This is a genomic window from Pseudomonas sp. 25 R 14 (assembly GCF_900004755.1).
GTDB lineage: Bacteria > Pseudomonadota > Gammaproteobacteria > Pseudomonadales > Pseudomonadaceae > Aquipseudomonas > Aquipseudomonas brenneri.
Genome location: NZ_CVTS01000052.1, coordinates 152,214 through 171,362, shown reverse-complemented (window position 1 = coordinate 171,362; position 19,149 = coordinate 152,214). Strand labels below are relative to the sequence as shown.

Genomic DNA, 19,149 nt, shown 5'->3' with positions numbered 1-19,149 from the left:
ACCAAAATGTGGGAGCAGGCAAGCCAGCTCCCACATTGATCTTCATTGTTTTTGGGATATTCATTCATGACCACCACCTTCGACTTCACCGACCAACGCATCCTCGTCACCGGCGCCACCAGTGGCATTGGCCGGGAAATCGCCGTGCAACTGATCGCCAGCGGGGCCCAGGTCTTCGCCATCGGCCGTGACGCCAACGCCCTCGCGCAATTGGGTTGCGAAACCCTGTGCCTGGATATCGCCAATAGCGCGGTCCTGGATTTGGCCCTCAAGGATTTGCCGGCCATGCACGGCCTGGTCAACTGCGCCGGTATCTCGCGCCTGGAACCAGCAGCGGCTATCAGCAGCGCGGCCTTCGATCAGGTGATGAACGTCAATGCGCGCGCCGCTGCGCAAGTGGCCAGTCGGGTCGCGGCGGCAATGATCGCAGCGCAGATTGCCGGCAGCATCGTCAACGTCTCCAGTCAGGCTTCACTGGTGGCGCTGGACGATCACCTCGGCTATTGCGCGTCCAAGGCTGCCCTGGATGCGATCACTCGCGTGCAATGTGCCGAATGGGGGCGCTTCGGGATCCGGGTCAACAGCGTCAACCCCACCGTGACCCTGACGCCTATGGCGCAACAGGCCTGGTCCGATCCGGCCAAGCGCGACCCGGCGCTGGCGGCGATACCCTTGGGACGCTTCGCCCAGCCGCACGAAGTGGCGTTGCCGGTGCTGTTTCTGTTGAGCGCGGCGGCGAGCATGATCAGCGGTGTCAGCCTGCCAATCGATGGTGGCTACACCAGCCGCTAGCCGTTCTCCAGAGTGCCGGCAATCACCACCTTGTCTCGGGGTTTGTACGGGTCTTGCAGGCGGTCGAGCAGCAGGCGCACCGCACTGCTGCCGGCCAGCGAAGCATCGTGGGCCACGCAGGCAATCGGCACGCCGAAGATATCGGCGAAGGGCAGGCGGTCGATGCCGCAGATGGTCAGGCTGTCGTGGGGGATGTTGTGCATGCGCAAGGCGCGCAAGGCGCCGAGGGTGATCAATTGGTTGAAACCCATGATCGCATCCGGTGCGGTGTGCGCGGCCAGGTAGTCGAGGGTGTGCAGGTAGGAGGGCATCAGGGTGTAGTCGCCGGCGCACACTTCGACGTGCACCTGGGGGTGGCTGACCAGCACTTCGCGCAGGCCCTTGAGGCGCTCCACGGTGATCCGTGAATGCTCGGGCCCGGTCAGCACCAACAAGCGCTTGAGCGCCGGGTTCTGGCGCAACAGGTACTGCGCTGCCTCGATTCCACTGTGGTAATTGTCCAGCACCACACGGCTGAACGGGCTGTCGTGGATCGTGCGATCGAGCAGCACTACCGGGGTCTTGCCATTGCCCAGGCGTTCCAGGTAATCGGGCTGGTAGTCGGGCTCGTCGGAGACCGGTGACAAGATAATCCCCGCCACACGGTAGCCCAGCAGCGTATCCACAGCCTTGCTTTCCAGCTCTTCAAGCTCGTCGGTGTCCACCAGCATGATGGTGTAGCCGTGCTTTTTTGCCTCGCGGGAAATCGCCTTGATCATCTCGCTGTAGAACGGGTTGTCCACCGAGGCGGTGATCACCCCGATGATCAGGCTTTCGCTGCGCTTGAGCCCACGGGCGAAGGTGTTGGGCACGTAGTCAAGCTCGCGCGCGACTTCGAGGATCCGCGCCAGGGTGGCGGGTTTGACCAGGTCAGGTTTGCTCAGCGCCCGGGACACCGTGATGGTGGTCATGCCGACCCGTTTGGCGATGTCGCTGATGGTGACGGATTTTTTCTTGTTCATCGACAGGGGAGACCAGGAGAAAACATCAGGAGGCTAACATGGGCACCGGTTCAAAGCACCGGATCCCAGCGCTGAGACCAATCGCTCTCGGCCTTGACGACTGCGCGCAGCAGCACCAGAGCCTGCTGCAGGATCGCCGAATCACGTTCGCGCGAGTACACCAGGTAGGTCGGGAAACTGAATTCCGGGGCCTTGGGCACGCGCTCCATCACACCGCTGGCGAGGTAGCTCTGCACCACCCGTGTGCGGAAATAGCCGCTGCCACCATTCTCCAGTATGTACTGCAGGGCCAGCGGCCCGAGGTTGAAATTCACGGCGGCGCGGGCCTTGTCGGGCAGGGCGGCGTCATGTTGCTGGCGAAAGCCCGGACCCCAGTCGATATACACATAGGGATCGGGGCGGGCGGCCAGGCGTACCAGGATCAGTTTTTCTTCCAGCACCTGCTCTACCTGCAGCCCCGGCCAGTACTGCGGCTGGAACACCAGCGCGGCGTCCAGCACGCCCAGCTCCAGCTGGCGCAACAGGTATTCACCGTCACGCACTTCGGTGCGCAGGGCATGGCTGGGGATGTGCTCGCGCAGGGCCTTGGCCCAACCGAGCATCAGCGGGTTGCACAGGCTGACTTCGCCGCCGATATGCAACACATTGCGATAGCCCTCGGGCAGCGGCAGGTCGCGGCGCGCGGCCTCCCAGGTCTGCACCAGTTGATTGGCATACACCACGAACGCCTCACCATCGGCGGTCAGCCGCGCCCCGGCGCGGTTGCGCACAAACAGCGTGCTGTCGAGCTGGCTTTCGAGCTTCTGCACCCGTGCGGTAATGGCGGTCTGGGTGACGTGCAGTTTCTCGGCGGCTGCGGCCAGGCTGCCGCAGCGGGTGATTTCCAGGAAGGTGCGTGCCAGTTCGATGTCCATGTCGGTCCCGAGGGTGAGTAGGACCGACATTGTAGTGTGACAATCGAAAATCGGTGTGTGAAATGCAAGCCAGTTCCCACATTGGGCTGGGTTTCAACCCAGGTCTTTTGGCGCCTGCAAGTGCTGGGTCGGGAATGCCTGGGCATAGGCCTGGCACACCCGCAGCACCTGCTCATCGGCAAACCGCGCGCCGACCACATGCAACCCCACCGGCAGCCCATTGGCCGCTAGCCCGCACGGTACCGAGGCCGCCGGTTGCTGGGTGAGGTTGAAGGGGTAGCTGAACGGCGTCCACTCCATCCATTCACCCAGACCGGAGCCCGGTGGCACGTTGTGCCCGGCGTCAAATGCGGTGATCGGCAACATCGGCGAGACCAGTATGTCGTAGTGCTCATGGAAGGCGGCCATGCGTGCCACCAGCGCTGCCCGTGCTTCCAGGGCCGCGTTGTAGTCGCCCAGGCTGAGGCGTTCGCCCAGTTGCGCGATACGCAGCAGGCCGGGGTCGAGCAGTGCGCACTGGGCGCCGGTCAGTTGCCCGGTCAGGCGTGCCGCGCCGGCACACCACAAGGTGTTGAACACCTCCAGCGGATCGCTGAAACCCGGGTCGATCTGTTCCACCTGTGCCCCCAGTTGCACCAGGCCGGCGACCGCTTGCGCGACCACTTTGGCCACCTGCGGATCGACCTTCACATAGCCAAAGTCCGGACTGTAGGCGATGCGTAATCCTTTCAGATCACTGCCCGGTGTGAGCCAGGGCGTGGTGCGTGGTGCGCCGATCAGGCCGTCCCTGGCATCCGGTTGCGCCACGGTTTGCAGCATCAGCACGGCATCTTCCACGGTGCGGGTCATCGGCCCCAGGTGCGAGAGGATGGTCATCGAACTGGCCGGCCATTGCGGTACATAACCGAAGGTCGGCTTGATCCCGAAGGTGCCGGTAAACGCGCAGGGAATGCGGATCGAGCCGCCCGCATCGCTGCCCTGGTGCAGCACGCCAAGGTTCAGCGCCGCCGCCGCGCCCGCGCCGCCGGACGAACCACCCGCCGTGGTGCGTGTGTCCCACGGGTTGCGGGTGATGCCGTACAGCGGGTTGTCGGTCACGCCTTTCCAGCCGAATTCCGGGGTGGTGGTCTTGCCCAGCAGCACCGCGCCGGCCTTGCGCATTAACGCCGAAAAAGGCGCGTCCACGTCCCACGGCCCGGCAGCGGATGAGGTGCGCGAGCCCTTGCGGGTGGGCATGCCGACGGTCAGGGTCAAGTCCTTGACCGAGGCCGGCACTCCGTCCAATGCACCGCAGGGTTGGCCCTTGAGCCAGCGCTGCTGCGAGGCCCGTGCTGCGCTCAAGGCACCCTCGGGGTCGACGTGGCAGTACGCGTTGACCACCGGGTTGTAGCGTTCGATGCGCAGCAACGTGTCCTCGGTCACTTCCACCGGCGACAGGCTTTTATCCCGGTAGCGTGCCAGCAGTTCCACGGCCGTCAGGTTGGCGATATCACTCATGCCGCGTGACCTCCCTGGGCTGCATTGACCATGGCCCGCAGCAATACCGCGCAGCCTGCCGCCAGATCGTCCGGTGCGGCGTTTTCGATTTCGTTGTGGCTGATGCCGCCTTCGCACGGCACAAAGATCATCCCGGCCGGGCCCAGTTCGGCGACAAAGATCGCGTCGTGCCCGGCGCCGCTGACAATGTCCATATGGCTCAGGCCCAGCACATTCGCGGCATCGCGCACGGCGTTGACGCAAGAAGGGTGAAAGTCCAGCGGCGGGAAGTCGGCGGTGGGCGTCAGTTCATAGCGCAGGCCATGCTGCTTGGCCGTTGCCTCGATCACCTCGCGCACTTCATCGACCATCGCTTGCAGCTTGTCGGCATGCAGATGGCGCAGGTCGATGGTCATCTGCACCTGGCCGGGAATCACGTTGCGTGAACCCGGGTGCAGGCTCAGGCAGCCGACGGTGCCGCAGGCATGAGGTTGTTGTTCATGGGCAATCCGGTTGACCGCGCTGACCACCTGCGCGGCGCCTACCAGGGCGTCCTTGCGCAGGCGCATCGGTGTCGGGCCGGCGTGGGCTTCGACGCCGGTGAAGGTCAGGTCGAACCACTTCTGGCCCAGGCAGCCCATGACCACGCCGAGGGTGATGGCCTGGTCTTCGAGCACCGGTCCCTGTTCGATATGCGCCTCGAAATAGGCGCCCACCGGATGCCCGAGCACTGCGCGCGGGCCGGCGTAGCCGATGCGTTGCAGTTCGGCGCCCACCGACAGGCCTTGCTCGTCCTGCTTGTCGAGGGTCTCCTGCAAGTCGAATTTGCCGGCAAACACCCCGGAACCCATCATGCACGGCGGGAAGCGCGAGCCTTCCTCGTTGGTCCACACCACCACTTCAATCGGTGCCTGGGTCTCGATCTGCAAGTCATTGAGGGTGCGGATCACTTCCAGGCCGGCCATCACCCCATAGCAGCCATCGAACTTGCCGCCCGTGGGCTGGGTGTCGATATGGCTGCCGGTCATCACCGGTGGCAGGTCAGGGTTACGTCCGGCGCGGCGCGCGAAGATATTGCCGATGGCATCCACGCTGACGCTGCAGCCGGCGGCCTCGCACCATTGCACGAACAGGTCGCGGGCCTGGCGATCCAGGTCGGTCAGGGCCAGGCGGCACACGCCGCCCTTGGCCGTGGCGCCGAGCTGGGCCAGGTCCATCAAGGATTGCCACAGACGGTCGCGGTTGATCAGCGGGGCGTTGCTCTTGAGCGGTTGCGTAAAACTATTCATTTGCAAACTCCGGTCAGGCACTCAGGGCCAGGTAGCGGTTCTTGATGGTCGGGTCGGCGCGAAAGGCCTCGGCGCTGCCTTCGTAGACCACGCGGCCCTGTTCGAGTACGTAGTGGCGGTCGGCGAGCTTGTCGCAGACCAGCAGGTTCTGCTCCACCAGCAGCACCGGCAGGCCGTCGTCCTTGATCTTGCGCAGGATCTTTACCAGTTCGTCGACGATCACCGGGGCCAGGCCTTCGGTGGGTTCGTCGAGGATCAACAGCTTGGGGTCGTTGAGCAGGGCGCGGGCGATGGCGAGCATCTGCTGCTCGCCACCGGACAACGCATGGCCGGCGTTTTTGCGCCGCTCCTTGAGACGCGGGAACATGGCGTACACGTCTTCCATCTGCCAGCGGCTGGTCTTGCGCACGGCGATGCGCAGATTTTCCTCGACCGTCAGCAGGCGGAAGATTCCGCGGTTCTCCGGCACCAGCGCCAGGCCCTGGCGCGCTATCTCAAAGATTTTCTGCCCCACCAGCGGCTGGCCGTTGAAGTGAATCTGCCCCTGGCGCGGGCAGATAATCCCCAGGATGCTGCGCAGGGTGGTGGTCTTGCCGGCGCCGTTACGGCCGAGCAGGGTCACCAGTTCGCCGGGGTTGACGGTCAGGGACACGCCCTCAAGGACGTGGCTCTTGTCGTAGTAGGAGTGAATATTGTCGACGGTCAGCATCAGGCGGCCTCTCCCAGGTAAGCAGTGCGCACGCGCTCGTCGGCGCGTACGAATTCCGGCGTGCCTTCCACCAGGATCTGCCCGTGGCTCATCACGGTGATGCGCTGGCTGATGGACATGACGATGCTCATGTTGTGCTCGATCAACAGCACGGTGTGGTCACGACCGAGGTCGCTGATCAGTTGGGTCATGATCGGGATATCGTCGATGCCCATCCCCGAGGTGGGCTCGTCGAGCATCAACAGCTTGGGTCTGGAGCAGATCGACATGCCCACCTCCAGCACCCGTTGCTGACCGTGGGACAGTTCGCCGGCCAGGGTGTCGGCGCGGGCGGTGAGTTGCAGGCGTTCCAGGACTTGGTCGGCCATCTCCAGGTGTTCGCGCTTACTGTCCACGCGGCGCCAGAAGTTCAGGGCGCGGACGCCGTCGCGGCCCTGTGCGGCCAGGCGCAGGTTCTCGCGCACGCTAAGGTTCTGGAACAGGCTGGTGAGCTGGAACGAACGGGCCATGCCCAGGCCCACGCGGCTGTGGGCCGGTTTGCGCATCAGGTTCTGGCCGTCGAAATGAATCGCGCCTGCAGTCGCTTGGCGCTCGCCGGTCAGGCAGTGAAACAGGCTGGTCTTGCCGGCACCGTTGGGGCCGATGATGGTATGGATGGTGCCGGCTTCGACCTTGAGGTTGACACCGTTGACCGCACGGAATGCACCGTAGGCCAGTTCCAGGTCTTTGGTTTCCAGCAGGATGCTCATAGCAGCTCCTCCTTGGTCACGGCGGTGGCCTTACGGCTGCCACGTACACGTTCGAACAGCGCCGACAGGCCGCCCCACAAACCGCCGCGCATAAAGATCACCACCAGGATCAGGATCACCCCCAGCAGCATCAGCCAGCGCGGCCACAGGTCGGAGAGAAAATCCCCCAGCAGCACAATGGACCCGGCCCCCAGCAACGAGCCGAACAGCGAGCCGGTGCCGCCGACGATGGTCATGATCAGGATGTTCTCCGACATCACCAGGTCGATATTGGACAGCGGCACAAAGTGCAGGAGCATGGCGTACAGCGCCCCGGCAATCCCGGTGACCGCGCCAGACAGTACAAACACGAGGATCTTGAAATGGCGGGTGTCGTAGCCGATGGCCGAGGCGCGGGTTTCGTTTTCGCGGATCGCCATCAGCGTGCTGCCGAACGGCGAGGCAATCACCCGGCGTGCGCCGATGAAGATCAACAGGAACAGCACCGCGACAAAACCGTAGAACACCCGGGCGTCGGCCAGTGACAGCAGTACGGTGTCACCAATACGGATTTCCGGGCGCGGCACGCTGAGCAGGCCGTTGTCGCCACCGGTCCAGTCGCTCAGGGTGTAGGCGATGAAGTAAGCCATCTGGCTGAAGGCCAGGGTCAGCATCACGAAGTAGATACCGGTGCGACGGATCGCCAGGGCGCCCACCAGGAACGCCAGGAACCCACCGGCCAGCGCCGCGCCGAGCAGCGCGCTGAACAGGCCCAGTTGCAGGTGGATCATCAGCAAGGCTGCGCAATAGGCGCCGGCGCCGAAGAAGATGCCTTGGCCAAACGACAACAGCCCGGTGTAGCCCAGCAGCAGGTTGCAGGCCAGGGCGGCGAGGGCAAAGATCAGGATCTCGGTGGCCAGGGTCGCCGAAGGCAATATCAACGGCAGGCCGATCAACACCGCCAGCACCCACAGCAACATGGCTTTGGATTGGGTCTTGGCAAATGGCAGGGGATTTTTCTCGCTCATGTCAGACTCTCCCGAACAAGCCGTAAGGGCGCACCAGAATCACCACGGCCATGGCGCCGTAGATCATCAGGCTCGCGCCTTGGGGCCAGAGTGTGGTCATCAGGCTTTGCACCACGCCCACCAGCAGGCCACCCACCAGGGCGCCGCCGAACGAGCCCATGCCACCGATCACCACTACAACGAAGGCGATACCGAGGATTTCCGGACCGACAAAAGGCTGGGCGCCGCGCAAGGGGGCAAACAGCACCCCAGCGATGCCGGCCAGGGCCACGCCGAGGGCGAAGGTCATGGAAAACAGACGGAAAATATTGGTGCCCAGCAGCGAGACGGTCTCGGTGCTCTCACTGCCGGCCCGCACCAGGGCGCCAAAGCGCGTGCGCTCCAGCAGCAGCCACAGGCCCAGACCCACCAGCGCAGAAAACACAATCAGGAACAGGCGGTAGTAGGGGTACACGAAGTCGCCGACCACCAGCACCCCGCGTAGCAATTCCGGCACGGCGACGCTCTTGCCCACCGGGCCCCAGATCATCACGCTGGCTTCCTGGATGATCAGCGCGATGCCCAGGGTCACCAGGATCTGGAACATGTGCGGCAGGTGATAGATCCGCTGGATCAATAATCGCTCGATCAGCCACGCCAGCGCGGCCACCACCAGCGGTGCGATCAGCAGGGCCAGCCAGAAGCTGTCGGTGAGGCTGACGGCGGTGTAGCAGATGTAAGCGCCCAGCAGGAAAAACGCGCCGTGAGCAAAGTTGACGAAGTTCAACAGGCCGAAAATGATCGTCAGCCCGACCGCGATCAGGAAGTAGATCATCCCCAGGCCCAGGCCGTTGAGAATCTGGAACAGGTAAAGATTGAGCATGCAGGAATCCTCCAACAGACGGCCGCGGTCAACGGCCCTGTCGTGTATTACCGGTGAAAGGGGCGGATCAGCCGAGCGTGCAGCCCGTGGCTTCTACCGGTGGGAATGACTGGCCGGCACTGAGGACCTTGGCCAGGTCATCCTTGTCGGCCATGTCGCCTGCGGCCTTGCCCACCAGCAGGTAGTAATCCTTGATCACCTGGTGGTCGCCGGCACGGATTGTTTCCTTGCCGGTCGGGCCCTCGTAGCTCAGGCCCTGCATGGCCTTGGCCACAGTGGGGCCGTCGAAGCTGCCGGTGGCCTTGATGGTGTCGAGCATGACCTTGGTGCTGATGTAGTCGGCCGCCAACGGATAGGTGGGGTTGATCCCGTATTTGGCCTGGGTCAGCTTGACCAGTTCGCGATTGAGCGGGGTGTCGACCTGGTGCCAGTACTGCGCGCCGAGGTACACGCCTTCGAGCACATCGCTGCCCAGTTCCTGGAACTGGTCGAGGCCGGCGGACCATACCAGCAGCACTTTCATGCGCTCCTTGATGCCGAAGTTCACCGCCTGGCGCAGGGTGTTGGACGACTGGCTGCCGAAGTTGAGCAACACCAGCACATCGGGCTTGGCGGCGATGGCGTTGGTCAGGTAACCGGAGAACTCCTGTTCCTGCAACGAGTGGTAGCTGTTGCCGACATGTTCCAGGCCGTTTTCGGCCAGCACCGTCTTGGCGCCTTCGAGCAGGGCTTCACCAAACACGTACTGCGGCGTGATGGTGTACCAGCGCTTGGCGTCCGGCAGCAGCTTGATCAGCGGCACCAGGGTTTCGCGGATCGCACCATAGGTGGGCACCGACCAGCGGAAGGTCGCGCTGTTGCAGTCCTTGCCGGTGACTTCATCGGCGCCCACCGGGGTCATGAACACGCCACCGACTTTGCCCACTTCCTTGGCCACCGCCAGCGCCGAGGAAGACAGGGTGCAGCCCTGGAAGAACCGCGCACCGTCCTGGCCAATCGCCTCCTGGACCTTGCGTACCGCCTTGCCGGCGTTGCCTTCGGTGTCGATCACCTTGTAGTTCAACGGGCGCCCCAACACGTCTGGGTACTGCGCCACGGCCAGGCGTGAACCCATGTCGGCAAATTTGCCATAACTGGCAAACGCGCCAGACATGGACTTGAGGCCGTAAAAGGTAAACGGTTCGGCGGCGAATGCGTGGCGCACGCTCAGCGGAAGACTGAGCGCGGCGGCGGCGGTGAGGCTGGCTTTCAACAACGTACGACGCTGCATGGGGTGACTCCCTGGTTTAGTTATTGGCAGGAGTGGCAATGGCGATACGGTGGAGCACGGCCTGTGGGCAGGCCTTTTATTGGGTGGCGCGGTCTATCGGGTGTACACGGTCAACTGTAGGAGCGAGCTTGCTCGCGAAGGTATTCCAAGCGAATCGTTGCGTTGGGGGGACGATTTTCGCGAGCAAGCTCGCTCCTACAGAGGGATTTTTGGTATGTTTAAGAGTGATCGAACTCCAGCAGAAAGTGCGGGCTGACCTGGCCTTCCAGCGCGGTCATATGGTGTTCGGCGTCGCACATGTGCTCATGCATCAGGCTGCGCACGGCCGCTTCATCGCCGGCGCGAAAGGCGCTCAGCAGTTGTTTGTGATAGTCCAGGTTGGCCGCGTCGAACTGCTTGCGTTTGGGCTTGTAGGCCTTTTTCAACACCACCAGGTCGCGCAGCAGGTCGTTGAGGAACTGCGCCATGAAACTCAGCAACGGGTTGGGGCAGGCCCTGGCCAGCAGGTTGTGGAACTCCAGTTCCGCCAGGCGCTGCTCACGTTGTCCGGCTTCGCTGTCTTCGGGAGCGCTGCAAAAATCCACGTTGTCTTGCAGGGCACGATAGTCGTCTTCGCTCAAGCGGCCCAGCACCGACACTGCCAGTTCCACCTCGATCACCTTGCGCAGTTGATACACCTGCTCACCGTCCAGATGCTGGAAGTGCAGGTAGTTGCGCAAAGCACGGCTGGCAGGCTCAGTGCCGGCCTGGTTCAGATAGGCGCCACCGGTGGGGCCGGTGCGGGTGCTGACCAGCCCTTCGACTTCCAGGGCCTTGAGCGCCTCGCGGGCCGAGCCCTTGGAGCACTGGAAGCTTTCCATCAACTCGCGTTCGGTGGGCAAGCGGTCGCCGGGCTTCAAGGCATCGGTGACGATCGAGCGCTTGACCGACTCGACAATCACATCGGAAAGCTTCTGGCGTTTGCGTCGCAGGGGGCGGCTGAGCATGGTTTTCAATTTATCGTATTAATGCGGATAAATAGCACTTAATAGGGGTTGGGCAGAGGCGTCAACGGCAGGGGTCGTTTTCAGGTAAAACAGGTCGTAAACCACCTTTTGACTACCAGACCAATTCAAACCCATGTGGGAGCGTTCACAAAATTGAGTCTGGCGCAGTAATTGCCTCCCTTCTGGGTCCAGTCTTTGTGCAGGAGCACCCGACCATGCAATTACGAGCCTTGCGGTATTTTCACGAGGTGGCGCGCTGTGCCTCGTTGCGTAAGGCGGCCGAGCGTTTGTACGTCACGCCCACTGCCGTCAGCCGGCAGATCGAGCACCTGGAACACTTCTTTGGCGCCGCCCTGATTGAGCGCGGCCCGCGTGGCATCCGCCTGACGGTGGAGGGTGAGTGCCTGGCTGAGCAGGTCACCAGCACCCTGCGTGGTCTCGATCAAGTGCGCGATGTGATCGCCAGCCGGCAAAGCCAGGTGGCGGGTAACATCAGTATCCATGTGTCAGAAAGTATCGTTTCCACGGTTCTGGCGCCGGTGCTCGCGGCGTTCTACCGCGCCCATCCCAAGGTCACGTTCAATATTGTGATCGCCAGCGCCTCGGCCACCCTGGATGCCCTGTGCAGCGGTGAGGCCGATCTGGGCCTGGCGTTCTATCTGCAGGAGCGGGCCGATGTTGAAGTCACCGCGCAATGCGAGCTGTGGCACCGGGTGCTGGTCAGTGCCGAACACCCTTTTGCCCAGCGCGACAGCATTGAACTGCGTGAGCTTGAAGGCCAACCCCTGGCCATCCCCGACTCGGCTTACGGTGTGCGCCAGGCCCTGGAGGCTGCGGCGAAAAAGCGTGGGGTGACGATCCAGCCGGTGTTCACCACCAGCTCTCTGGAAGTGCAGAAAAGCCTGGCCCGGCAACGGGCGGCGGTGTTGATCCTGCCCCAGGTGGATGCCGATGCCCGTGACCTGGGCGATGGCCTGGTCGCGGTGCCGATTGCCGATGAACACCTGGGGCGGATTCGCATCGACCTGTGCGGGTACCGCAACCGGCCACGCTCGGTGGCGGTACTCAAGTGCCAGGAAATGCTCGCCAGCGCGATGCAGCGTTGCGCGCTGGTGGACTAGTCGGCCAGGCAACGGGTCGACGATGGCGGCTGCCTGCCCTGGGCCAGGTAGGTGCCGACCCAGCGGTTCACGCACTGGCTGGCATCCGTGGTTGTGCTCTGTAGGTACGGGCCCTTGAGCCGCAGGGTGGCGGGCAGAGCCTCGAATGCCTGGGTGGTGGCTTCGACGGGCTCGATCAGCACCATGCGCTCGACGCGATCGGCAAACAATGCGGCATAACCGGCGCCGAGCAAATTGCCTTGGGCGATGCCCAGGAAGCTGATGCGTTGCTCTCCCAGTTGCAGGCGTACGAACTCCATGTCCCAGGCCGATTGTTCGTCGGCCGCTCCATTGCGTGGGCTTAGCTCGATGACATCGTAGAAACGCGTCAACGTGCGGTACGCCTCAGTGTTGTAGTACTTCCAGACCGTCGCCAGATGCACCGCAAAGACTCCGCGTAAATCTGCTTGAGGCGTGGCGGGGCGGGCGAAGATCACACCTCGGCGCTCCAGGGGCTGCCGGGCACCGACCCGAGTGATGGTCAGGCGATAGGTGCGTGCGTCAGGGGCTTGATGGTCCAGTGGCACGGTGACAATGCCGCACTGGGTGCGCGCGACCACCTCCTGATCCAGGGCCCGCCCGGGCAGGCGCGGGCAATCGACCAGCCATTCGATACCCGGCGGCGCGGCGTGGCTGGGTGAACTCAAGAGCATCATCAAACTACTGATGATGCAAAGCGCTGCTGTTTTCAAAGGATTCATCCGCGTTCCTGGGTAACCGTCCATAGGGGCAGACTTTTTACCAAGTGCGGCGATGAGCCAATGCCGGAGCAATCTTATGCAGGGTGTAAGAATTCTGAATATTTCCCGTCGGCATTGACTGGTGCCGACGGGCGGTTGTCAGAACAGGTTGATGGGAAAGTTGCCAACGATCCTGAATTCGTCATAGCTGCCATCAATCTGCCCGCCGCTGGCGCGGTGGTTGTAGACGATGGTGCGCACCACGGTGTTCTTCAGTTTCCCGGATTGCACCACATAGGCCAGCATCAAGCCGTTTTCGTTGTGCTTGGCGTTGTCCAGCCCGCGCACGTTGTAGCCGGTGTTGTGGCCGTTGCGATCACCCTCGTAGTGCGTGCCGTCGATGCCCCAGCCCTTGGCGTGCCACAGGCTCGCCGTCAGGCCGGGCACGCCGTAGGCGGCCAGGTCAATGTCGTAGCGCAGTTGCCAGGATTTTTCGTTGGGGCCGTTGTAGTCCGAATACAACGAGTTGGCCATGTAGTTGCCGGTGGACTCCCACACATAGTCGAAGTACTCGTTGCCGAACACCTGTTGCCAGGCCAGGGTCAGGCTGTGGGCCTGGTGGTTGGCGGTCACGGCCAGGCTGGCGGCGTCGTTGTCGATGTAGCCCAGGCGCTGCTGGCCGGAATCCTGGGTGTGGTAGTAGTGCAGGGCGGTCTTGAGGGCGAGCGCATTTTTGTCGCCGACGCGATGGGTCAACCCCAGGTAATACTGGTCCCACATGTCCTCGAAACGCGAGCCGTAGAGGCTGGCTTCCAGGCCATGGCCGGGCTTGAACGTGGCCCCCAGATAGCTGATGCGCGCGCCGCTGTAGGCGCGGTTGCCGAAGGTGGTGGTCAGGCGCTCGGCGCCGGTACCGGTACGTGGGATTGCGCGGTCGAAGCTGCCGCCCTGGATCGACAGCCAGTCCAGTTCGTTGCTGTACAGGCCCACGCCCTGGAAGCTTGAGGGCAGGGCGCGGTTGTCCTTGTAGCGCAGGATCGGGTTTTCGGTCATCAAGCGCCCGGCCTTGAGCTCGGTGTTGGACAGGCGAAACCGCACATCGCCCACCCCCAGCCGGCTCCAGGTCGGGATCGCGTCGCCGTCGCTGTCCACCAGCACGCGGTCGCCGCCATTGGCCACCTTGCCATGCCCGCGTTGCAGGTTGACGGCACTGAACACCCCCACATCCACACCCACGCCGATCACACCTTGGGTATAGCCGGAGCTGTACTTGAGCATGGCGGTCTGTACCCAGGTTTCACGCACGCGGGTGCGTTCGATGCCGCCGGGTTTCTTGATGCTCAGGTAGGTACTGCGCTGGGTGTGCTGGTTGGAATAGTAGTGACGCAGGTTCAGGTCCAGGCTGCTGCCCTCGATAAAACCGGGCGCGCTGGCCTGGGCGTTTTCTTGCGCATAAGCCTGGGTGCCGGCCGCCAGGGTGGCGGCCAGGAAAAGACGTGGATACATGGTCAATCCCCACACAAAAAAGGAACTGTAGGCGCGAGCTTGCTCGCGAAAAACCGCAGACCGCCGCGTGCATCCAGAATGCGCGCGTTATCGTTGACGATCTTCGCGAGCAAGCTCGCTCCTACAAAGGAGGGCCTATACGCATTGTTCTGCGAACCGGGGCTTCTGCGAGCCGGGGAGCACGGGCCGGGTTTCCTTGGCGAACCAGGCGGCGGTGAGGCACACCAGGTTGGCGATCAACAGGTACCAGACCGGTGACATCGGGTCGCCCGTGGTGCCGATCAGCCAGGTGATGATGATCTGCGCGGTGCCGCCAAATGCCGCCACACCGAAGGCGTAGACAATCGAGAACCCGGTGGAACGCACGGACTTGGGAAAGCTCTCTACCAGCAACACGATCAACGCCGCGCCACTCATGCCATGCAGGCCGGACAGCACTGCCAGGGTCAGGAGGAAGGTCGAGGGGCTGGGGTGTTCGGTCATCAATTGCAGCGCCGGGAACAGGATCAGCAACAGCACTACCCGTGGCGTCATCAGGATTGCGCGGCGCCCGAAGCGGTCGCACAACATGCCACCGGCAATGGCACACACCGCCATGGCGGCGCCGGCCACCAGGGTCGAGAGCATGGAGATGCTGGTGGGTAACTTCAGCTCGGTGAGGGCAAAGGTGGTCATGTAGTTGAGGAAGTACTGGGTGATGGTGCTACCCGAGAGAATCAGCAAACCCAGGACCAGGGCACGCCGATGCTTGCCGCAGACTTCGCGCACCAGGTCGCCCGTGCTGGTGGTTTCGCCTTGGCCGTGGAAGGTCTCGGCCAGGTTGCGGCGGATATAGATACCAATCGGCAATACCAGCAGGCCGAACACGAACGGCACGCGCCAGCCCCAGCTGTTGAGGTCTTCGGGGGACATCACTTTGGTCAGGGTATAACCCACCAGCCCGGCCGCCATGGCAGCGACGCCCTGGGCTACCACTTGCCAGCAGGCATAGGTGCCACGCTTGTGCGGTGGAGCGGCTTCGAGGATGTAGGTGGTGGCGGGGCCCGCTTCACCGCCCCAGGCCAGGCCCTGAATCATGCGCGTGACCACCAGCAGGATCGGTGCGGCAATCCCGATGGTCTCGTAGCCAGGCAATATCGCAATACTGCCGGTGCCCACCGCCATCATCACCAGGGTCAGCAGCATCGCCGGCTTGCGTCCGACGCGGTCGGCGTAGGCGCCAATCAGCACCGCGCCCAGGGGCCGTACGATAAAACCGATGCCGAAGGCGGTGACTGAAAGCATCAAGCTGACGAAGGCGCTGTCGGACGGGAAAAACGTGTGGCCGATCATCACCGCGAATGTCGCGTAGACCCCAAAGTCGAAAAACTCCACCGCATTGCCCAGCACCACGGCGAAGATGCTCTTGCGGCCGGCGTCCGGCGATGGCGTTTCAGGTGTGTGCTCGGGACCCTCGCGAGTCAATTGTTCAGTGTGCATACCAGCCCCTCGGTTTTAGTTATAGGTCGCCCAGGCCCCGGCCTTGGGGCCTGGGAACGGGCGTGTGGGTGGGCAGTTCAGTTACAGCGTCAAGGTCAGATCGGGTTCGGCCATTGGTGGATTGCGCCACGCCAGCTCTCATAGGTTTTTGCGATTTGCAGCAGCCAGATATCGGCGAAACGGGGTGCGATCATCTGCAGGCCGATGGGCATGCCATCGGCGGCGAAACCACAGTTGATCGACAGCGCCGGTTGCTCGCCCATGTTCCAGGGCACGGTGAACACGATGTGTTCGAACGGCAGTTGCGGATCATTGCTCGGTGATGGCCATTGCGCTGGGAATGCATTGACCTGGTTGGTCGGTGACAGGATCAGGTCGAGGTCGCTGAAGGCCTGGGCAGCACGGCGGCGCATTTCAAAGGTCTGGTTGAAACCCTGCACCGCCTGTACACCGCTGATGTCGGCACCGGGCGCGGCCCAGTCGCGGATGTACGGCAAGACCTTATCGAACTGCTCGCTGCTCAAGGCCGACAAGTCGCCCCATTGCCGGGCGCGCCAGAACTGGTCGAGGCCGTCGAGTTGGGCGCGGTCCATGATCGGCGGGATCAGCGTGACCTTGGCACCATGGGCTTCGAACAGTCGCGCGGCTTGCTCGACTGCTTCACATACGAAGCCTTCCGGTTGCAGGCCTGCACCGGGCTCCAGCATCAGGCCTACGCGCAAGCCCTTGACCGACAGCGGCTGGTTGCTCCACTCGCGGGTGAGCGGCGGCAGGCTGGTGGCGTCGCGGGCATCGGGGCGGGCCAGGTGCTGCATCATCAATACGCAGTCATCGACCGTGCGGGTCATGGGCCCGGCGGTGCGGCCGGTGTAGTACGGATCAATCGGGATACGCCCCAGGGTCGGCTTGAACCCCACCAGGCCGCACCAGGCGGCGGGCAGGCGCACCGAACCGCCGATATCGGTGCCGATATGCAGTGGGCCGTAACCGGCGGCGGCGGCAGCGGCGGCGCCTGAGCTGGAACCGCCGGTATTGTTGGCGGTGTTCCACGGGTTGCGCGTGATGCCATGGAAACTCGACAGGCCGGAGGAGAGCATGCCGAAATCCGGGACAGTGGTCTTGGCCAGCACAATCGCCCCGGCTTCACGCATCCGTGCGGCGGGTGGTGCGTCCCGGAGGGCCGGGGTCAGGCGGGTGGCGGCGCTGCCGAGGGGAATCGGCGTGCCTTCGGTGGCGACCAATTCCTTGATGGTCACGGGCACGCCATCGAGCACACCGTTGGGCTGGCCTTTGTTCCAGCGCTCGGTGGAGGCCTGGGCTTGCTGGCGCACCTGCTCTGGGTCGAAGGCATACAGGGCGCGGATCTTCGGCTCCCAGCGGTCGATGTGGGCCAGCAGATGGTCGTAGTAGTCGATGGGGGAGAGCTGGCGGCTGGAGAATTGCTCCAGCAACTGGGCGGCCGTGAGGTCGTGAAGATCGGTCATTGAGCGCTTCCTGGTGATGGGCCTTGGGGCTCATGGCGGGTGGCTGTTGATCTGGACTATATAAACCTGCCGGGGTATCGACCATCACAATCGAGGCGGTGCAGTGTTGCGTTTTTGTGTGCACTCAACGGCCACGACTGTGGGAGCGGGCTTACCCTAATGCCAGTCAGTTAAGGTTTTTTTGTAGGAACTAGGCGTCCCCCTCGCTCCTACAGAAAGCAGAATCCGTTTAACTGACTGGCATTAGGGCTTGCCCGCTCCCACAATGGATCAGCGCAACAATTGCTCGACCGCCGCCCACACCTGCGGGTCATCACAATGCGCCACGTTAAACCGCATGAAATCCCGTAGCCCTGGCTCATATCCAAACAACGCCCCCGGCGCCAACACCATGCCGCGCTTGAGCCCTGCCTCGGCCAGTTGCTCACCATTGACCCCCGCCGGCAGGCGCGCCCATATAAACATCCCGGCCGTATAGGCGATGGGCAGTTCACAGCCACAACGGCGCAGCCACTGCTCCACCCGTGCGCCGGCTTCGAGCAATCGCTGGGCCATACGCTTGCGGTGCCGGGCATAGCTGCCCTCATTGAGCAAGCGATAGACAATCTGCTCGAACAACTCTGACGTCACACCGCCGCTCATCAGCTTCATATTGGTCAGGTTGGCCGCCAGTTGCGGCGCAGCCACCACATAGCTGACGCGGGTATTGGCGCTGAGGGTTTTCGAGAAGCCTGACAGGTAGGTCACCTGGTCCAGGCCGGCGAGTGCTGCCAGGCGTGGCGGCGGGTTGGGGTGCAGGTCGCCGTAGAGGTCATCCTCGATGATATGGCAGTGGTATTGGCGCATCAGTTGCAACAGCCCAAAGGCCTGGGCGGCGCTGAAGGAATGGCCGGTGGGGTTGTGCAAAATACCGGTGGTCAGATACAGGCTGGGCTGCTCGAAGATCAGCAATTGTTCCAGGGCGGCCAAGTCGAAACCGTCCGGGCCCCGTGGCAGCGTCACCACCTTGACTCCATGCAGTGCCAGGTTGGCGTGGAAGTTGAAGTAACACGGCGCATCCAGCAGCACTGTATCGCCGGGGCGGGCCAGCAAACGCATCAACATATCCAGCCCCTGCAGGGTGCTGGGCGTGGTGATGATCTGTTCCACCGGTACCGCCAGGCCATCGCCCTGCAGTTTTTGCTGCAGGGCCTGGCGCAACGGCAGGAAACCCGCCGGGGTGCCCATGCCGGCTATGCGCAGCGACGGCGCCCGCACCACACTGCGCATGGCCTGGCGCATGGCTTCGCAGTTGAGCCAGTCTTCAGGCAGGTGACCACCACCGGGGCGCAGTTCGCCTTGGCCGATGAGCATGGGCCTGCGCAGGACACTGAGCAGATCCTGGGGCAGCAGGTCGACCCAGTTGCTGGACGACGGCTGTGCCTGGCGCTGGGCAACAAAATGCCCACGGCCCTGGCGCGAGGTCAGCAGGTGCTGGCCGCGCAGACGGTCGAGGGCTTCATTGACCGTGAATTTGCCGACGCCCAGTTGCTCGCCCAATTCACGCACGGAAGGCAGTTTGCTGCCGGCGGCCAGTTCGCCCTGCTCAATGGCACGGGCAAAGGCCTCGACGATTTGCTGGACCTTGGGGCCTTGGTCATGGAAGCGTATCTGCGGAAGGGGCATCGCGACGTCCTGATGTTTGCCGGTTACTTTACCGGTAAAGTCTGCGTGAATAACCGCAGAGTTTACCTGCCCGCCGTCGAGTCCGCGCCCTAGACTGCACAACATTCCCCCCTGTCGTGA

At 63.2% G+C, this 19,149-nt stretch carries 17 protein-coding genes; 2 read left to right on the top strand and 15 right to left on the bottom strand.

What is annotated here, in order from left to right:
- The first annotated feature begins 66 nt into the window (after positions 1 to 66).
- Positions 67 to 792: an SDR family oxidoreductase gene (locus tag BFQ03_RS19260; RefSeq protein ID WP_032863703.1), complete on the top strand. Its 726-nt coding sequence runs from the start codon at positions 67 to 69 to the stop codon at positions 790 to 792.
- Here the strand turns inward: BFQ03_RS19260 and BFQ03_RS19255 are convergent.
- The 10 genes from BFQ03_RS19255 to BFQ03_RS19210 form a co-directional block, all read right to left on the bottom strand.
- On the bottom strand, positions 789 to 1,793 hold the full coding sequence (locus tag BFQ03_RS19255; RefSeq protein ID WP_065943742.1) for a LacI family DNA-binding transcriptional regulator: 1,005 nt from the start codon (positions 1,791 to 1,793) through the stop codon (positions 789 to 791). The two genes, BFQ03_RS19260 and BFQ03_RS19255, sit on opposite strands and share 4 nt — an antisense overlap.
- Positions 1,794 to 1,843: 50 nt before the next feature.
- Complete coding sequence (locus BFQ03_RS19250) at positions 1,844 to 2,707, bottom strand: LysR family transcriptional regulator (protein WP_032863701.1); 864 nt, start codon at positions 2,705 to 2,707, stop codon at positions 1,844 to 1,846.
- 93 nt (positions 2,708 to 2,800) lie between these two features.
- On the bottom strand, positions 2,801 to 4,204 hold the full coding sequence (locus BFQ03_RS19245; RefSeq protein WP_065943741.1) for an amidase: 1,404 nt from the start codon (positions 4,202 to 4,204) through the stop codon (positions 2,801 to 2,803).
- Positions 4,201 to 5,472 carry a Zn-dependent hydrolase gene (locus BFQ03_RS19240; RefSeq protein ID WP_065943740.1) on the bottom strand — a complete coding sequence of 424 codons (1,272 nt, stop codon included), beginning with the start codon at positions 5,470 to 5,472 and terminating at the stop codon, positions 4,201 to 4,203. Before BFQ03_RS19240 ends, BFQ03_RS19245 begins: the two co-directional genes overlap by 4 nt.
- A 13-nt stretch (positions 5,473 to 5,485) precedes the next feature.
- Positions 5,486 to 6,181 carry an ABC transporter ATP-binding protein gene (locus BFQ03_RS19235; protein ID WP_032863689.1) on the bottom strand — a complete coding sequence of 232 codons (696 nt, stop codon included), beginning with the start codon at positions 6,179 to 6,181 and terminating at the stop codon, positions 5,486 to 5,488.
- A complete protein-coding gene (locus BFQ03_RS19230) occupies positions 6,181 to 6,930 on the bottom strand; it encodes an ABC transporter ATP-binding protein (RefSeq protein ID WP_032863687.1) in 750 nt (249 codons plus the stop codon). Before BFQ03_RS19230 ends, BFQ03_RS19235 begins: the two co-directional genes overlap by 1 nt.
- Positions 6,927 to 7,937 carry a branched-chain amino acid ABC transporter permease gene (locus BFQ03_RS19225; RefSeq protein ID WP_032863685.1) on the bottom strand — a complete coding sequence of 337 codons (1,011 nt, stop codon included), beginning with the start codon at positions 7,935 to 7,937 and terminating at the stop codon, positions 6,927 to 6,929. Before BFQ03_RS19225 ends, BFQ03_RS19230 begins: the two co-directional genes overlap by 4 nt.
- A 1-nt stretch (position 7,938) precedes the next feature.
- The gene (locus BFQ03_RS19220) at positions 7,939 to 8,799 is read right to left on the bottom strand and encodes a branched-chain amino acid ABC transporter permease (RefSeq protein WP_032863683.1); all 861 of its coding nucleotides are present in this window, start codon (positions 8,797 to 8,799) and stop codon (positions 7,939 to 7,941) included.
- 67 nt (positions 8,800 to 8,866) lie between these two features.
- Positions 8,867 to 10,069: an ABC transporter substrate-binding protein gene (locus BFQ03_RS19215; RefSeq protein WP_065943739.1), complete on the bottom strand. Its 1,203-nt coding sequence runs from the start codon at positions 10,067 to 10,069 to the stop codon at positions 8,867 to 8,869.
- A 218-nt stretch (positions 10,070 to 10,287) separates the two neighbouring features.
- A complete protein-coding gene (locus BFQ03_RS19210; RefSeq protein WP_029293293.1) occupies positions 10,288 to 11,055 on the bottom strand; it encodes a FadR/GntR family transcriptional regulator in 768 nt (255 codons plus the stop codon).
- A gap of 215 nt (positions 11,056 to 11,270) precedes the next feature.
- On the opposite strand from BFQ03_RS19210, the gene BFQ03_RS19205 reads away from it, so the two are divergent.
- A complete protein-coding gene (locus BFQ03_RS19205) occupies positions 11,271 to 12,176 on the top strand; it encodes a LysR family transcriptional regulator (protein ID WP_032863678.1) in 906 nt (301 codons plus the stop codon).
- Here BFQ03_RS19205 and BFQ03_RS19200 read toward each other — a convergent pair.
- The 5 genes from BFQ03_RS19200 to BFQ03_RS19180 all read right to left on the bottom strand — a co-directional run bounded on the left by BFQ03_RS19200 (position 12,173) and on the right by BFQ03_RS19180 (position 19,029).
- On the bottom strand, positions 12,173 to 12,916 hold the full coding sequence (locus BFQ03_RS19200) for a hypothetical protein (RefSeq protein WP_065943738.1): 744 nt from the start codon (positions 12,914 to 12,916) through the stop codon (positions 12,173 to 12,175). The genes BFQ03_RS19205 and BFQ03_RS19200 overlap by 4 nt on opposite strands.
- Positions 12,917 to 13,054: 138 nt before the next feature.
- Positions 13,055 to 14,401 carry an OprD family outer membrane porin gene (locus BFQ03_RS19195; RefSeq protein WP_032863675.1) on the bottom strand — a complete coding sequence of 449 codons (1,347 nt, stop codon included), beginning with the start codon at positions 14,399 to 14,401 and terminating at the stop codon, positions 13,055 to 13,057.
- 135 nt (positions 14,402 to 14,536) lie between these two features.
- Entirely contained in the window at positions 14,537 to 15,880 is a 1,344-nt protein-coding gene (locus BFQ03_RS19190) for a citrate-proton symporter (protein WP_032863674.1), read from the bottom strand.
- Positions 15,881 to 15,975: 95 nt separating this feature from the next.
- Entirely contained in the window at positions 15,976 to 17,364 is a 1,389-nt protein-coding gene (locus tag BFQ03_RS19185; RefSeq protein ID WP_032863673.1) for an amidase, read from the bottom strand.
- A gap of 270 nt (positions 17,365 to 17,634) precedes the next feature.
- A complete protein-coding gene (locus BFQ03_RS19180; protein ID WP_032863671.1) occupies positions 17,635 to 19,029 on the bottom strand; it encodes an aminotransferase-like domain-containing protein in 1,395 nt (464 codons plus the stop codon).
- Positions 19,030 to 19,149 lie beyond the last annotated feature (120 nt).

What these genes read in the sequence shown, in the direction of transcription:
- BFQ03_RS19260 (WP_032863703.1), top strand. Translation starts at nt 67, where the DNA reads ATGACCACCACCTTCGACTTCACCGACCAACGCATCCTCGTCACCGGC.
- BFQ03_RS19190 (WP_032863674.1), bottom strand. Translation starts at nt 15,880, where the DNA reads ATGCACACTGAACAATTGACTCGCGAGGGTCCCGAGCACACACCTGAA.
- BFQ03_RS19240 (WP_065943740.1), bottom strand. Translation starts at nt 5,472, where the DNA reads ATGAATAGTTTTACGCAACCGCTCAAGAGCAACGCCCCGCTGATCAAC.
- BFQ03_RS19225 (WP_032863685.1), bottom strand. Translation starts at nt 7,937, where the DNA reads ATGAGCGAGAAAAATCCCCTGCCATTTGCCAAGACCCAATCCAAAGCC.
- BFQ03_RS19210 (WP_029293293.1), bottom strand. Translation starts at nt 11,055, where the DNA reads ATGCTCAGCCGCCCCCTGCGACGCAAACGCCAGAAGCTTTCCGATGTG.
- BFQ03_RS19245 (WP_065943741.1), bottom strand. Translation starts at nt 4,204, where the DNA reads ATGAGTGATATCGCCAACCTGACGGCCGTGGAACTGCTGGCACGCTAC.
- BFQ03_RS19200 (WP_065943738.1), bottom strand. Translation starts at nt 12,916, where the DNA reads ATGAATCCTTTGAAAACAGCAGCGCTTTGCATCATCAGTAGTTTGATG.
- BFQ03_RS19215 (WP_065943739.1), bottom strand. Translation starts at nt 10,069, where the DNA reads ATGCAGCGTCGTACGTTGTTGAAAGCCAGCCTCACCGCCGCCGCCGCG.
- BFQ03_RS19205 (WP_032863678.1), top strand. Translation starts at nt 11,271, where the DNA reads ATGCAATTACGAGCCTTGCGGTATTTTCACGAGGTGGCGCGCTGTGCC.
- BFQ03_RS19220 (WP_032863683.1), bottom strand. Translation starts at nt 8,799, where the DNA reads ATGCTCAATCTTTACCTGTTCCAGATTCTCAACGGCCTGGGCCTGGGG.
- BFQ03_RS19185 (WP_032863673.1), bottom strand. Translation starts at nt 17,364, where the DNA reads ATGACCGATCTTCACGACCTCACGGCCGCCCAGTTGCTGGAGCAATTC.
- BFQ03_RS19230 (WP_032863687.1), bottom strand. Translation starts at nt 6,930, where the DNA reads ATGAGCATCCTGCTGGAAACCAAAGACCTGGAACTGGCCTACGGTGCA.
- BFQ03_RS19250 (WP_032863701.1), bottom strand. Translation starts at nt 2,707, where the DNA reads ATGGACATCGAACTGGCACGCACCTTCCTGGAAATCACCCGCTGCGGC.
- BFQ03_RS19195 (WP_032863675.1), bottom strand. Translation starts at nt 14,401, where the DNA reads ATGTATCCACGTCTTTTCCTGGCCGCCACCCTGGCGGCCGGCACCCAG.
- BFQ03_RS19180 (WP_032863671.1), bottom strand. Translation starts at nt 19,029, where the DNA reads ATGCCCCTTCCGCAGATACGCTTCCATGACCAAGGCCCCAAGGTCCAG.
- BFQ03_RS19255 (WP_065943742.1), bottom strand. Translation starts at nt 1,793, where the DNA reads ATGAACAAGAAAAAATCCGTCACCATCAGCGACATCGCCAAACGGGTC.
- BFQ03_RS19235 (WP_032863689.1), bottom strand. Translation starts at nt 6,181, where the DNA reads ATGCTGACCGTCGACAATATTCACTCCTACTACGACAAGAGCCACGTC.